This window comes from Leeuwenhoekiella sp. NPDC079379, assembly GCF_044542075.1.
GTDB lineage: Bacteria > Bacteroidota > Bacteroidia > Flavobacteriales > Flavobacteriaceae > Leeuwenhoekiella.
In genome coordinates, this window is sequence record NZ_JBITTU010000002.1 from 399,528 (window position 1) to 413,406 (window position 13,879).

Annotated in this window: 11 protein-coding genes; 6 read left to right on the plus strand and 5 right to left on the minus strand. The window is 35.3% G+C overall.

The window, feature by feature from the left end:
• Window positions 1-64: 64 nt before the first annotated feature.
• Entirely contained in the window at window positions 65-1,300 is a 1,236-nt protein-coding gene (pepT, locus tag ACIGAM_RS05125; protein ID WP_396510384.1) for a peptidase T, read from the minus strand.
• A 162-nt stretch (window positions 1,301-1,462) separates the two neighbouring features.
• Here pepT and ACIGAM_RS05130 point away from each other — a divergent pair, with 162 nt between their 5' ends.
• The 5 genes from ACIGAM_RS05130 (at window position 1,463) to ACIGAM_RS05150 (ending at window position 8,405) form a co-directional block, all read left to right on the plus strand.
• Window positions 1,463-1,747: a carboxypeptidase-like regulatory domain-containing protein gene (locus ACIGAM_RS05130; RefSeq protein WP_396510385.1), complete on the plus strand. Its 285-nt coding sequence runs from the start codon at window positions 1,463-1,465 to the stop codon at window positions 1,745-1,747.
• A 57-nt stretch (window positions 1,748-1,804) separates the two neighbouring features.
• Window positions 1,805-4,342 (plus strand): TonB-dependent receptor plug domain-containing protein, encoded by a 2,538-nt coding sequence (locus ACIGAM_RS05135; protein WP_396510386.1) that lies wholly within the window; start codon window positions 1,805-1,807, stop codon window positions 4,340-4,342.
• 112 nt (window positions 4,343-4,454) lie between these two features.
• Window positions 4,455-5,474: a quinone-dependent dihydroorotate dehydrogenase gene (locus ACIGAM_RS05140; RefSeq protein WP_396510387.1), complete on the plus strand. Its 1,020-nt coding sequence runs from the start codon at window positions 4,455-4,457 to the stop codon at window positions 5,472-5,474.
• A 58-nt stretch (window positions 5,475-5,532) separates the two neighbouring features.
• Window positions 5,533-7,479 (plus strand): ATP-binding protein, encoded by a 1,947-nt coding sequence (locus tag ACIGAM_RS05145; RefSeq protein ID WP_396510388.1) that lies wholly within the window; start codon window positions 5,533-5,535, stop codon window positions 7,477-7,479.
• Between the two features lie 59 nt (window positions 7,480-7,538).
• Entirely contained in the window at window positions 7,539-8,405 is an 867-nt protein-coding gene (locus ACIGAM_RS05150; protein WP_396510389.1) for a hydroxymethylglutaryl-CoA lyase, read from the plus strand.
• A 50-nt stretch (window positions 8,406-8,455) separates the two neighbouring features.
• On the opposite strand, the gene ACIGAM_RS05155 is transcribed toward ACIGAM_RS05150, so the two are convergent.
• A complete protein-coding gene (locus ACIGAM_RS05155; RefSeq protein ID WP_396510390.1) occupies window positions 8,456-10,675 on the minus strand; it encodes a TonB-dependent receptor family protein in 2,220 nt (739 codons plus the stop codon).
• A gap of 180 nt (window positions 10,676-10,855) precedes the next feature.
• Between ACIGAM_RS05155 and guaB the strand changes: the two genes are divergently transcribed.
• On the plus strand, window positions 10,856-12,328 hold the full coding sequence (gene guaB / locus ACIGAM_RS05160) for an IMP dehydrogenase (protein ID WP_396510391.1): 1,473 nt from the start codon (window positions 10,856-10,858) through the stop codon (window positions 12,326-12,328).
• Window positions 12,329-12,405: 77 nt separating this feature from the next.
• Here guaB and ACIGAM_RS05165 read toward each other — a convergent pair whose 3' ends face one another.
• From ACIGAM_RS05165 to ACIGAM_RS05175, 3 genes are all read right to left on the minus strand, one after another.
• Complete coding sequence (locus tag ACIGAM_RS05165; protein ID WP_396510392.1) at window positions 12,406-12,915, minus strand: OmpH family outer membrane protein; 510 nt, start codon at window positions 12,913-12,915, stop codon at window positions 12,406-12,408.
• A gap of 112 nt (window positions 12,916-13,027) precedes the next feature.
• Complete coding sequence (locus ACIGAM_RS05170; protein WP_396510393.1) at window positions 13,028-13,264, minus strand: hypothetical protein; 237 nt, start codon at window positions 13,262-13,264, stop codon at window positions 13,028-13,030.
• Between the two features lie 38 nt (window positions 13,265-13,302).
• The gene (locus ACIGAM_RS05175; protein ID WP_396510394.1) at window positions 13,303-13,746 is read right to left on the minus strand and encodes an SRPBCC family protein; all 444 of its coding nucleotides are present in this window, start codon (window positions 13,744-13,746) and stop codon (window positions 13,303-13,305) included.
• Window positions 13,747-13,879: the final 133 nt, after the last annotated feature.

The window sequence follows — 13,879 nt, forward strand, 5'->3', positions numbered from 1 at the left end:
AATTATGCTCAAAAATCACAATTAGAAAAGAAACCCTGACTCGAACGAGTCAGGGTTTATTTTTTTAATTTTTAGCTGCCAGTTCGGCGATTTTAATAATTACCTCGGTCGCTTTAATCATACTTTCTACGGGTACATATTCAAATCTTCCGTGAAAATTATGTCCACCGGCAAAAATATTAGGACAGGGTAGCCCCATAAATGAAAGTTGAGATCCGTCTGTGCCGCCACGTATGGGCTTAATAATAGGTTTTACATCTACGGCACGCATTGCTTTTTCTGCGAGCTCGACGATATGCATTACCGGCTCAATTTTTTCACGCATATTAAAGTATTGGTCTTTAATTTCTAATGTGATTAATTCAAGTTCATATTGGCTATTAATCTCATTAGCAAGATTACTCAGTACTTCTTTACGAGCTTCAAAGTGCCCACGATCGTGATCTCTAATAATATATTCAAGAATGGTTTGCTCAACATCACCTTTAATTCCGTTTAAGTGAAAAAAACCTTCACGGTCTGAAGTATGTTCTGGTGTTTCTAAACGGGGAAGTGAGTTGATAAAATCTTGAGCAATGTGAATGCTGTTAATCATTTTTCCCTTTGCATAACCCGGATGTACACTTTTTCCGTTTACAAATACTTTTACACCAGCAGCATTAAAGTTTTCAAACTCAAGCTCACCTATCTGGCTACCATCCATTGTATACGCCCAGTCTGCACCAAATTTTGTAACATCAAATTTATGTGCACCACGACCTATCTCTTCATCTGGCGTAAAGCCTACACGTATAGTTCCGTGTTCAATTTCAGGATGATTTTTGAGGTATTGCACGGCTTCCATAATTTCGGTTATACCCGCTTTATCATCTGCGCCAAGTAGCGTAGTACCATCTGTAGTAATTAATGTTTGACCTTCATATTGCAAAAGATCATCAAAATCATCTGGAGACAAAATAATATCTAATTCAGTATTAAGCACGATATCTTTTCCATCATAATTTTCAATAATCTGTGGCTTTACATTTGTGCCAGAGAAGTCTGGAGTTGTATCATAATGCGAGATAAAACCTATGGTAGGAACTTCTGCGGCCGTTGTCGCGGGTAACGTAGCCATTATATAACCATGATCATCAATAGATACATCAGAGAGTCCCATATCTAAAAGTTCTTGATGCAGTTTATTTGCAAGGTCCCATTGTTTAGTTGTACTTGGTGTGGTTGTGCTGTTTTCATCGCTTTGTGTATCTATAGTGACGTAGCTCGTAAAACGGTTAATAAGGTTATCTTTCTGTAACATTTTTTGACAAAAAATTTAAAATTGAATGGTTTTATTGATTTTACTGCAACGATTGACGTTAAATGATATAAATAACATGATATTTTAAGAATATGTTAATAATTTTAACTATCTTAAAAAGAGTCAATTCAGACTTTTAAAATCAAATCCAAAATTAATACTATGGTTAGACATTACACTATGACTGTGCTGTTTTCTTGTTTTCTTATGATCACAGGTTTTGCACAGCAAATCGAAGTATCGGGGACAGTCCTCGATGATCAGGCAACTCCTTTACTTGGTGTATCTGTTCAGGTAAAAGGTACAGACAAAGGGGCTATTACAGATTTTGACGGTAACTATACGATTGAAGTTCCTCAAGGTGGGACACTCGTATTTTCTTATGTAGGTTTTGAAACTCAAAACTTAACAGCAAATGGTCCAACACTTAACGTCACAATGACATAAGGCGTTTCACTAGATCAGGTTGTTTTAATAGGTACTAGAAATCCCAGTAGAACAGCTGTGAATTCTGCAGTACCAGTAGATGTTTTAAGTGTATCTGAGATTGCAGAAAGTTCTCCACAAATTACAGTTACCGAAATTCTTAACTACGCAGCGCCTTCATTTTCTTCTAATCCACAAACCATATCTGATGGTACAGACCATATCGCTCCTGCAGCTTTAAGAGGTCTAGGACCAGATCAGGTTTTAGTTCTTGTAAATGGTAAGCGAAGACATAAAACGGCCCTGGTTAATACAAATGGTACTTTTGGTCGTGGTTCTGTAGGTACAGATTTATCTGCGATCCCAACTAACGCTATTGAACGTATTGAAATTTTACGTGATGGTGCTGCTGCACAGTATGGTTCTGATGCGATTGCAGGAGTTATAAATATTGTGCTTAAAAAAGCTACCGGCAAACTTGCTATAGACTTAACTACGGGAGCTAATTTTACTAGTGAAAATCCTGATGACGGTATAGACGGTGAGAAAATTAATATAGGAGCAAACTATGGCGTGCCATTAGGTGATCAAGGTGGTTTTGTAAATTTTACTGGAAACTTTAATTTTAGAGGAGCTACAAATAGAATGAAATCATTTTCTGGGCAAATTTTCTCGGGGTATAGTTCTATAGAGCGGGTTGCCAATAACTCTGGTTTTGATCTATTAGATCTTCAAACAGATGTTGATGCAATTAAAGGTTTTGCACAATCTGCAGGCTTACCAGCAGATGTACTTGCAGATGTAAATGCAGCAACAGGAATCCCAGATTTAAGAACTGCTCTCAACTATGATAATACAGATACAGAACTTGGTTTTAGAGGCCAGGAACGTAGTGATTACAATATGCGTGTGGGTAACTCTCAATTAAGAGGAGGTCAGTTTTTTGGAAATTTAGAACTTCCTTTACGAGGAGAAGGTGAATTTAAGCTTTACTCTTTTGGTGGAATAGGTTTTAAAAACGGTAATGCAGCCGGTTTTTACAGATTGCCTTTTCAATCTAGAAACGTGACATCGGTTTATTTAAACGGATTTTTACCTGAAATAAACTCTAACATAAAAGATAAAGCAATTGCAGTAGGTATTAAGGGTAAGGTAGGTGAGTGGAATGTTGATTTAAGCAACAATACCGGTATTAATGAATTTACATATAGAATTGCAAATACCTTAAATGCATCCCTTTTAAACTCAACTCCGTTTGACGCTGATGCTGGCGGATACCGTTATCAGGAAAATACTTCAAATCTTGATGTAAGTCGCTTTTTTGAAGATGTACTTTCTGGCTTGAGTGTTGCTTTTGGAGCAGAATACCGTGTTGAAAATTACAATATTATAGCAGGAGAAGAGCTTTCATATGCACAGTACAATACATTAGGTAATGTGCATGATCCTACAGATCCTAATTCAACGGTAGCAACAGACTTTTTTGGAGATTCACGTCCCGGAGGAATACAGGTATTTCCTGGGTTTGCTCCTAAAAATGTCGTTGACTCATTTCGTAATTCGGTAGCTGGTTATCTAGATGTGGAAGCAGATTTTACAGAAGAATTTCGCCTAACCGGAGCTTTGCGATATGAGAATTTCTCAGATTTTGGCGGTACATTAAATTTTAAATCTTCTGCATTGTGGAAGGTTAATGATGTATTAAACGTAAGAGGTTCTGTGCAGTCTGGTTTTAGAGCACCGTCTTTGCATCAGATAAATTACAACTCAACATCTACGCTATTTGTTGATGGTGTTCCTCAAGAAGTAGGTATTTTTTCAAATACTTCTCGGGTTGCCCGTTTATTAGGAATAGGGGAGTTAAAAGAAGAAACTTCACTTGGTTTTACGGCTGGTTTTACAGCTAAAATTCCTGATGCGAACCTGACCTTTACTGCAGACGGATATTTAATAAATATTGATGATCGCGTAGTTCTTACAGGACAGTTTACCTCAAATGGAAACGAAGAATTAGAGCGTTTATTTAGTCAGGCTAATGCTACACAAGCTGCATTCTTTGTAAATTCTGTAGATACGCAAACAAAAGGTATTGACTTTGTAGCAGATCACAGCGCTTCATTTGGTCAGGATATGCGTTTAAAAAGTACCTTGTCTTTCACTGTTTCTAAAACAACTATAGAAAATATTAATGTTCCCGACGCTATTTCGGCAGCAGGCCTTACAGATACTTATTTTGATCGTACAAGTGAATTGTATATAGAAGCTGCAGTCCCTCGTACAAAAGGTAGTTTATCAAATAGTTTATCTGTAGGGAATGATTGGAATTTTAATTTACGTAACACCTATTTTGGAGAAGTAGAAGAGGCTACAAACAATATAGATCCTACAGTAGATCGTATTTATGGAGGTAAAATAATTACAGACTTAAGTGCGAGTTACAGCCTTTCTTCAGCAATGCGTTTAACAATAGGTTCTAATAATCTACTAGATGTATATCCAGATAAATCTGATGCTGCGTTTCAATCTGATGGTCGTTTCCTATATTCAAGACGTTCGACTCAATTTGGTATAGATGGGCGTTATTTATTTGCAAGGTTGAGTATTACACTTAATTAAACTTTATTTACCATAAACTTCAAAGGCTCTTTAGGGAGCCTTTTTTTATGTTCAGTTTTCTTTTTGATTTACCATTAGCGAGTGTATTTTTGAGGCCACTTACTATCATGCTATGTACAAATCAATTATACGGCCGTTACTCTTTAAATTTGATCCCGAAGCGGTACACCATTTCAGTTTTAAAAGTATTCGCTTAATGAGTAGATTAGGAATAACAAAACTACTTAGACCCGTTTTTAATATCGAAGATAAGCGGTTAGAGCGGGAAGTTTTTGGTCTTAAATTTAAAAACCCCGTGGGACTCGCTGCTGGTTTTGATAAGGATGCTAAGCTCTATCAAGAGCTCTCAGACTTTGGTTTTGGTTTTATAGAAATAGGAACACTAACACCCAAAGCCCAAAGTGGAAACCCTAGGAAACGCCTATTCCGTCTAAAAGAAGATGAGGCGATAATTAACCGAATGGGGTTTAATAATGGTGGTGTTGAGGATGCCGTTAAAAGATTGAAGAAAAATAAAAGTGTTTTAATAGGAGGGAATATTGGTAAAAATAAAGTTACTCCTAATGATGATGCTTATACAGATTATAGGATTTGTTTTGAAGCTCTCTTTGATTATGTAGATTATTTTGTGGTAAATGTAAGCTCACCAAATACGCCAAATTTAAGAGCCTTACAAGATAAAGAGCCTCTAACACAATTGTTATCTGGTTTGCAAGATTTAAATACTAAGAAAAGCAACCCCAAGCCTATTCTTCTCAAAATAGCTCCAGACCTTACTAACGAGCAGTTATTAGATATAATTGATATTATTAAAATAACACATATAGCAGGTGTAATAGCCACAAATACAACAATTGACAAAGCAGGTTTGTCATCTGCAAATAAAGCAGAACAAGGAGGTTTAAGTGGTAAGCCTTTACGTAATCGTTCTACTGAAGTCATTCGTTTTTTGGCTACGGAAAGCAAAAATGCATTTCCAATCATTGGTGTGGGTGGTATTCACAATGCTGCAGATGCAATAGAAAAATTGGAAGCGGGTGCATCACTAATTCAGCTTTATACCGGTTTTATTTATGAAGGCCCACAGGTCATAAAAAAAATAAATAAAGAAATTATATCAAGAGGATTGTAATTTGAATTTAATTCTACTTAAATTACATTAGATTACCTCAAATCTAATTTCTTTTATAATGTCAAACATAGGCTACTTTACACTAAGTGTGCAGGTTTATTCTGTACTATGTAGTTGTATTTTGTTTTTGATGGTACCCCAAGCGTTTGCGCAAAGTACTAAAATAGATTCCCTTTCTAAACTTTTAAAAGAAGTTACGTCAGATACTCTTCGCAGTGATATTAATGAGCAAATTGCTTATCAATATTTATATTATAAACCAGATTCCACATTAGTATATGTCAACAAGGCCTTGCAACTTGCGGAGAAAAATAACTGGTCATCAGGTATTGCAAATGCACATAATAGAAAAGGTACTTATTATGTAGTAACCTCTCAATATACAGAAGCTATTTTAGAGTTTCAGAAAGCATTGCAGTTTTATCAAAAAAGTAATAATTCTGTTGGTCTTAGTACGACTTACGGTAATCTTGCCTCTCTAGATTTTTATTTAAAAGATTATGATGCTGCTCTTGAAAATTTTCACAAGTCTGTAGAACTTCTAGATACAGTATCTCAATTTAATCAATACACAAAAGAAACGCTTAATTTGAGCGCTGTGCATCGGGAGAAAAAAAATCTGGATAGTGCATTATATTATGCTAAGCGCGGAATTGAGTATTCAAAAAAACTTTCTGACAAGCGCTTTTTATCTGTAGCTCATTTTAATATGGGTACGGCTCAGTATTTTGTCAAAAATCCTGAGGAAGCTCTTAAAAATTTAAATGCTTCTTTAAATCAAGAAAACATTCCGCTTCAATTTAAACTTTTAGCAAAATGCTACAGGGCTAAAGTATATTTAGATTTAAATCAACCTACTAAATCTGAAAATGAAATCGCCGGTCTTGAAGAACAAATTATATCACTTAATGATCATTATTTAACACTTATTTTCTTTGAAACCAAACAGGCGATTTATGAGGTATTAAATCAAGATGGGAAAGCTCTTGAATATTCTAAAAAATATATAAAGCTTAACAAAGAGGTTCACAATAGGGAGCAAACAAACATTTTTCAGAACATTAAAGCAAAATATGCACAAGAGGAGCGTGCTTATGAAAATCAACTCTTACGCAATGAATCTGAAATACAGGCCTTACAGATAGAACGTCAAAAGTATGCCATCTACGCAATAATTATTATTGCAGTTCTTTTTTTAATACTCATATTTATATTTTATCGCTTATATAAATTTAAATCTGAAAATAACCAGATACTAAAGGATAAACAAGAAGTTCTGAATGCCAGTAATCAAGACCTTGAAGCTATAAACCGGCAGAAAGATAATTTATTTTCTATCGTGGCGCACGATGTTAAAAGCCCGGTAGCAGCAATACTAAATAGTATAACATTGCTAAATGAAGACCATAAGAATTTTTCAGAATCTGAAATACAAGAACTTTATAAAGAACTTAAAAAGCAAACCTCAGATTTATATTATTTAATTGAAAATGTTTTAGTCTGGGCGAGGTCTCAGATGAATGGGTTTAAATTCAGTTTTAAAGAATTAGTGATTAATAGGTTTATTACCGAAACTCTTGAAATTGAAGGTATTTTTATAACTAGAAAAAAAATAACTGTAATAAACAATATTGCTAAAGATGCAATTATAAATACAGACCCTCAGGTTTTGAGAGTATTACTGCGAAACCTTATAAATAATGCTGTAAAATTTACTCCGGTTAGCGGGCAGATAACTTTCAGTAGTTCAATTTCACAAGGTTTTTGTCATATTCATATCACCGATACTGGTCAAGGAATGCCTGAGGATAAAATTAAAAAGGTATTAATTAATCAAGAGCGATACACCTTAAAAGGAACCGCAAACGAACCCGGAAATGGTATTGGTTTAATTTTAAGTCAGGAAATTGCAGGAAAAATAGGAGGTCATATAGAAGCTCAAAGTATTCTGGGTGAGGGCTCAACCTTTACTTTAGTTATTCCTTCAGAAAGTACCACTCGTTAGGGATGTAATATCTGATTTGTATAAATCGTATATTTATCCTGTTATTTTAAAAATATCTAATGAGCCAGGTGCTTAAAATAGTAGAATGTCCCAGAGATGCTATGCAGGGTATAAAAGAATTTATACCTACTGCCTCTAAGGTACAGTACTTACAATCATTATTGCGATGTGGGTTTGATACGCTTGATTTTGGGAGTTTTGTATCTCCTAAAGCAATACCGCAAATGATAGATACAGCAGAGGTTCTGAGTAAATTAGATTTAAGCAGAACTTCTACAAAACTACTTGCAATTATTGCCAATCTTCGAGGTGCAGAAAGTGCTGTTGAGCATAGCCAAATAGACTATTTGGGTTACCCTTTTAGTATTTCTGAGAACTTTCAAATGCGTAATACGCATAAGACCATAGCAGAATCTGTAGATCTTTTACAAGAGATTTTAAACATCGCAGATAAGCATAATAAAAAAGTGGTCACTTACATTTCTATGGGTTTTGGAAACCCATACGGAGACCCCTGGAATGTAGATATAGTAGGAGAGTGGACAGAGAAACTCTCTAATATGGGTGTTTCTATTTTGTCGCTATCTGATACTGTAGGGACTTCTGATGCCGAAACGATAGATTATTTATTTAGTAATCTTATACCTAAATACCCTGAGATTGAATTTGGCGCTCATTTACATACAACTCCTACAAAATGGTTTGAAAAAGTCGATGCCGCTTATAAAGCTGGCTGTCGCAGATTTGACGGAGCCATTCAAGGTTTTGGTGGTTGCCCAATGGCCAAAGATGATTTAACAGGTAATATGCCTACAGAAAAAATGCTTTCTTATTTCACTAGTGTAAAGGAAGATTCTGGCGTGCGCCCTATGAGTTTTGAATCTGCCTATAATGAAGCTTCTAAAATATTTCTCAAGTATCATTAAAAAAAAAAGGCATTGTCAACAATGCCTTTTTTTCTACTTAATAATTATCTCTAGAACTTATAAGCTATACCGGTATTAATACTAAAAGGCATTCCCGGTCTTAGTCCTGACGGAACCCTTGATACCGCATATTTAGTGTCAAACAAATTATTGATATTTCCGGAGAGTGTCACATGCCGGCTAATATAATAGCGTGTAGCAAAGTCAACTATAAAATTACTTGGCACTTTAAAAGGTGAGGGAATCTCACCACTCCCGGCTTGTGTTCTAAACGCATCGGTATACCTTCCACTTAGACTTATATTAAAACTTTTATGATCTAAAGATGCTGTAATATTAAACTGATTTCTTGCGATATATGGTATTTCATCGCCTTCGGTAACATCGCCATAAATAGCATCACTGCTTTCAAAACTGGAGTTAAATTCACTATTTGTTAATGTATATGCAAAAGTTATAGGTAGTTTTAATGAGCTTTCTGTATGTTGTAAAACATCATAATTTAATAAAAGTTCTAATCCATTAACGGTAACGGCTCCTGCATTAAATTGATCTAAAGTTCCGGTACCACCAGATGCAGCAAGATCACTTCCTAGTAAATTACTGTAATCGTTATAGAACCCTACGAGTTCCCCATTAAAACCTCCTAAAAAAAAGCGAGAACCCAATTCAAAATTTATACTCTCTTCTGGCTTTTGACCTTCAGAACTGCCTGGAGGAGCAAAACCTTTATGTATACCTCCAAAAAAACTAAGGTTCTGTGCTAATTTATAGTTTGCGCCAATTCCCGGTATCCAAACGTCAACATTATTTTCTCTAGTAGATATGTCATTTCCGCTTCTTGTGGTGTCATTTGTACCATAATCCTTTCGCTTTAAAGTAATATTTTCATAGCGCAATCCCGGTGTAAGTGTCAAGTTACCTAGTATTATTTTATAGAGTACGTGAGTAGCAAGCGCATCTGCACTGGCAATACGGTTTGCATCTGTACCCTTTTCTGCAACCGTGGTACGTATCATTTCACCATTCTGAATTGCATATCTGTCTTCCCACTGAAAACGATCTTCTTCGTCCTGATGAAAACGTACTCCAAGTTCTAAGGTTTGTAAATTTTTAGTTCCCCATAAAAAACTACCTATAGTTTGAATACCCTGCGCATAGTATTTACGGTTATTAGCTTTTACGCCAAAAGCATCATTAGGTGTATCTGTCGTCCCTAAAAGTGAGCGATACTCCGCGTCATAGGTTATGGGATCTGCAAGTACGTTGCTTATAGAAACTGTATTATTTAGGTTTACATCATCTAGTTTATACCAGTTTCTTTTAAAATTATTACGGTAAATAGTGGTATTTAACTTAAAACCAGATTGTAGTTTTAAAAGATGATTTAGTTGAAACTGGCTATGTTCTGCATTCATTTGATCTTCTTGAGATGCCGCATAACGTCGATATGGATTGATTTTAAAATCGCTATCTGTAAGACCTAAATAAGTCTCATTAGAAGTTTCTTCAGAATATTGAATTTTTGCAGTAATCGCTTGAAAAGTCTTGTTTTCAGGAGATGTATTCCATCTAAATTTCCCTACATAATCGCTTTTATCAAACCCTGTATTTCCGCCTCCGTCAAGAGATTTAAACCCATCAGAATTGTAATTATAGTATTCGGTATTCCAACCAAAATTTTCATAGCTGTCACCCACATTTGCTTCAACGGTTCTTGTATTATAATTACCTATTGTAAAACGAGCTCCACCAGAAAAGGTAGTCGGGATTTCTTTTGAAATCATATTTATAGCACCACCAGTAGTGTAAGGACCATATTGTATTTGGCTACTTCCTTTTAAAACTTCCACGGCCTGCATTCTACCTATTGTAGGAAAATAATATGCAGCTGAGGCGCTGTAAGGAGCAGGAGCAATTAAAACACCATCCTCCATTAAAGTAATACGTGCACTTCGTTCTGGTGAAGTTCCTCTCAGGCTTATATTAGGTCTTAGGCCAAAACCGTCTTCTTCATAAATAGAAATACCCGGTACAGCTCGTAAAACTTTATTTACATCTGTATATTCAAATTGTTCAAGGTCTTGAGGAGATATGTAATAGGCAGAACCGGTTCTATTCTTAACTTCAAACTTGCTACCCAGAATATTATTTGATAACAAAATTTCTTTTAATTCTTCTCGTGTTATGGTATCAGTTTTCTGCTCTTGTTGCGCATAAATACTTGTAAAAACAAGCATTATTATTAAAAGGGGTATTGTTTTCCTCATTTTCAATTTTTTGTAATTTTTTTTCGCAAAAATAAAAGAGACCTTATTATTTCACAAGCTTATTTAGACTTATTTAAAATTAATAAATCGTATAATGCTCAATTTAAATACTAAAAAGACTTTATACCCAGTAATTAAGTTTTAAGCAGTACCTTTGCACGCAATTAAATCTTAATTGCAATGACGGCACACGAAACTAAAATAGTAGGAGAAGGTCTAACTTATGATGACGTACTCTTAGTTCCCGCATATTCTGAAGTACTTCCGCGCGAAGTAAATATTCAATCTAAATTTTCTAGAAATATTACGCTTAATGTACCTATCGTTTCTGCTGCGATGGATACGGTTACCGAGTCTCGTATGGCAATCGCTATTGCACGTGAAGGTGGTATAGGTGTACTTCATAAGAATATGACTATTGAAGAACAAGCGGTAAAAGTGCGCCGTGTAAAACGTGCAGAAAGTGGAATGATTATAGACCCTGTGACTTTAGGTCTTGATGCTAAAGTAAAAGATGCAAAGCGTTTAATGGCAGAACATAGTATAGGAGGCATACCTATAATTGATGACTCAGGCCATCTAAAGGGAATCGTTACAAACAGAGATTTACGTTTTGAAAAAGATAATGAGCGCGCTATTATCGAGGTTATGACGAGCGAAAATCTTATAACAACAGCCGAAGGTACTTCTTTAGGAGAGGCTGAAGTTATTCTTCAGGAAAAGAAGATTGAGAAACTTCCTGTTGTGACAGATGACAATAAACTTATAGGGCTAATTACCTTTAGAGATATAACAAAACTTACTCAAAAGCCTATTGCTAATAAAGATACCTTCGGAAGACTTCGCGTTGCTGCCGCTGTAGGTGTTACAGGCGATGCTGTTGATCGTGTTGAAGCGCTTGTAAATGCAGGTGTTGATGCAATTGTTATTGATACCGCGCACGGTCATACACAAGGAGTTGTACGCGTTTTACAGCTTGTAAAAGCAAAATATCCTAATCTAGATGTTGTTGTAGGTAATATTGCAACCGCAGATGCTGCCCGATACCTTGTAGAAGCAGGAGCAGACGCGGTTAAAGTAGGTATAGGACCTGGTTCTATTTGTACAACACGTATTGTTGCGGGTGTAGGTTTTCCTCAGTTTAGTGCTGTTTTAGAAGTAGGGGCTGCATTGAAAGGAACAGGTGTTCCTGTAATTGCAGATGGTGGAATACGTTATACAGGGGATATACCTAAAGCAATTGCAGCAGGTGCAGATTGTGTTATGTTAGGTTCTTTACTTGCAGGAACAAAAGAATCTCCTGGTGAAACTATTATCTATGAAGGTCGTAAGTTTAAAACGTATCGCGGCATGGGTTCTGTTGAGGCGATGAAAACAGGTTCTAAAGATCGCTATTTTCAAGACGTAGAAGATGATATTAAAAAACTAGTACCAGAAGGTATTGTAGGTCGTGTACCCTATAAAGGTGAGCTTTACGAGAGTGTACATCAGTTTATAGGTGGCTTAAGAGCTGGTATGGGATACTGTGGAGCAAAAGATATTGCAACACTTAAAGAAAATGGTCGTTTTGTTAAGATTACCGCAAGCGGAATTAATGAAAGTCATCCTCACGATGTTACGATAACAAAAGAATCTCCTAACTACAGTAGATAATTAGGTTTAATATAGTATTGAGTATAAAAAAAGGGAGCAATTTGCTCCCTTTTTTTATACTTCTATTTTAGAGATAATTACTCCGTTTTTAAAGTAACACCTAATTTTTTTGCAACAGCCTCAGTAAGATCTAATGCCGGATCAAAATAAGCAACTCCTGAATTTAGCGTTAATACTTGTGAGTATTGTTGCTCTTTAGCAACAGCATCTAATGCTTGTCCTACTTTCTGATACAAAGGTTGCATTAATTCGTTTTGCTTTATTTGTATAAGGCCTTGAGAGTTTTGACGGAAACGTTGGATATCTTGCTCCATACTTACAATCTCCTCCTGCTTAGTTTTTTTATCTTCTTCAGTAGCTGTAGCTTCAGCATTCTGGTATGCAGTAACTGATGTTTGATATTTAGAAACCAGGTCTTTAAACTGTTTGTCAAGATCTGCACCATAGGTTTCTAAATCCTTCTGAACCTGTGTAATTTCATTTAAACTTGCGATTACAAGATCACTATCTATAGTACCTACTTTTGATTGAGCAAAAGCACTTACACTAATAAGAAACGCTGCTAAGGGGATAAATATTTTTTTCATTCTTTTAAATTTAAAGCCTCTTATGAGGAAATAGTTATATTAATAATTGGTTTTTTTAAAAATTTACGGACAAAGATAAAAAAGCGGTTGAGCTAAAAAAGTTTTTTATTAGTTAATCAACAAATTCACCGCGGTGTGGTTTTAAAGAGTTTCTAACAGGTAGCATTTCAGATTTATAAACGATTATATATGCAATACTGTACGATTGGCTTAGAACTTCAACACCTGTAGTGTGTTCTTTTAAATTACTTGAAGCACTAAAATCATTGAGATGTATTACGTGATGCTCTGCAATTTTTTGAGAGTCTGGGCCTCTAAAATCCCAGATAAGTTTAATTTTTCTATCCATTTATTTTGATATTTCAATTCTCGTGCCAAAAAGGTTAACTACACATGTTTAGATTCTGCAAATTTTTTAAAGTCACGCATGTATTTTAACGATTGTTTCTTAAACGTTCCCGGTACTAATAATCCTAACATCTTCATACCAAAGCCATCAAATTTGAACTCGCTATCAGATTTCCAGATAGTCTTACCATCTTCAGTAGAAGTAAATGTGTTATTCTGAATATTTAAAACACCCTTTGTTCTATATTCTGCAACCATGCTATGCGGCATATTAGTTTCAAGTATAGTTTCAATAAGCGTCATTTTTCTATTTCCGAAGTCATACTTCAATTCAGTTTGAGTTCCTACGTCTCCAAATTTACCCGTAATAACTCGCGCTTGGGTTAAGCCCTTCTGCCATTTCTTTAGATTATCAAGATTATCCATTTTCTTGACCGTTTCTTCAAGCGGTAAATCAATAATGATTTTATGAGTATACTTCATTTTCTTTCTTTTGTTGCAAATTTAAACTTTGAAAAGTAATGATTCTTTAATAAAGACGCTATTTGATCAAATAGAGTTCTCTACCGTCTAATATTTAATGTTTAATTTTGCAGGCCTTTAAGGCTGGTTAACA

What these genes read in the sequence shown, in the direction of transcription:
- pepT (WP_396510384.1), bottom strand. Translation starts at nt 1,300, where the DNA reads ATGTTACAGAAAGATAACCTTATTAACCGTTTTACGAGCTACGTCACT.
- ACIGAM_RS05130 (WP_396510385.1), top strand. Translation starts at nt 1,463, where the DNA reads ATGGTTAGACATTACACTATGACTGTGCTGTTTTCTTGTTTTCTTATG.
- ACIGAM_RS05140 (WP_396510387.1), top strand. Translation starts at nt 4,455, where the DNA reads ATGTACAAATCAATTATACGGCCGTTACTCTTTAAATTTGATCCCGAA.
- ACIGAM_RS05145 (WP_396510388.1), top strand. Translation starts at nt 5,533, where the DNA reads ATGTCAAACATAGGCTACTTTACACTAAGTGTGCAGGTTTATTCTGTA.
- ACIGAM_RS05150 (WP_396510389.1), top strand. Translation starts at nt 7,539, where the DNA reads ATGAGCCAGGTGCTTAAAATAGTAGAATGTCCCAGAGATGCTATGCAG.
- ACIGAM_RS05155 (WP_396510390.1), bottom strand. Translation starts at nt 10,675, where the DNA reads ATGAGGAAAACAATACCCCTTTTAATAATAATGCTTGTTTTTACAAGT.
- guaB (WP_396510391.1), top strand. Translation starts at nt 10,856, where the DNA reads ATGACGGCACACGAAACTAAAATAGTAGGAGAAGGTCTAACTTATGAT.
- ACIGAM_RS05165 (WP_396510392.1), bottom strand. Translation starts at nt 12,915, where the DNA reads ATGAAAAAAATATTTATCCCCTTAGCAGCGTTTCTTATTAGTGTAAGT.
- ACIGAM_RS05170 (WP_396510393.1), bottom strand. Translation starts at nt 13,264, where the DNA reads ATGGATAGAAAAATTAAACTTATCTGGGATTTTAGAGGCCCAGACTCT.
- ACIGAM_RS05175 (WP_396510394.1), bottom strand. Translation starts at nt 13,746, where the DNA reads ATGAAGTATACTCATAAAATCATTATTGATTTACCGCTTGAAGAAACG.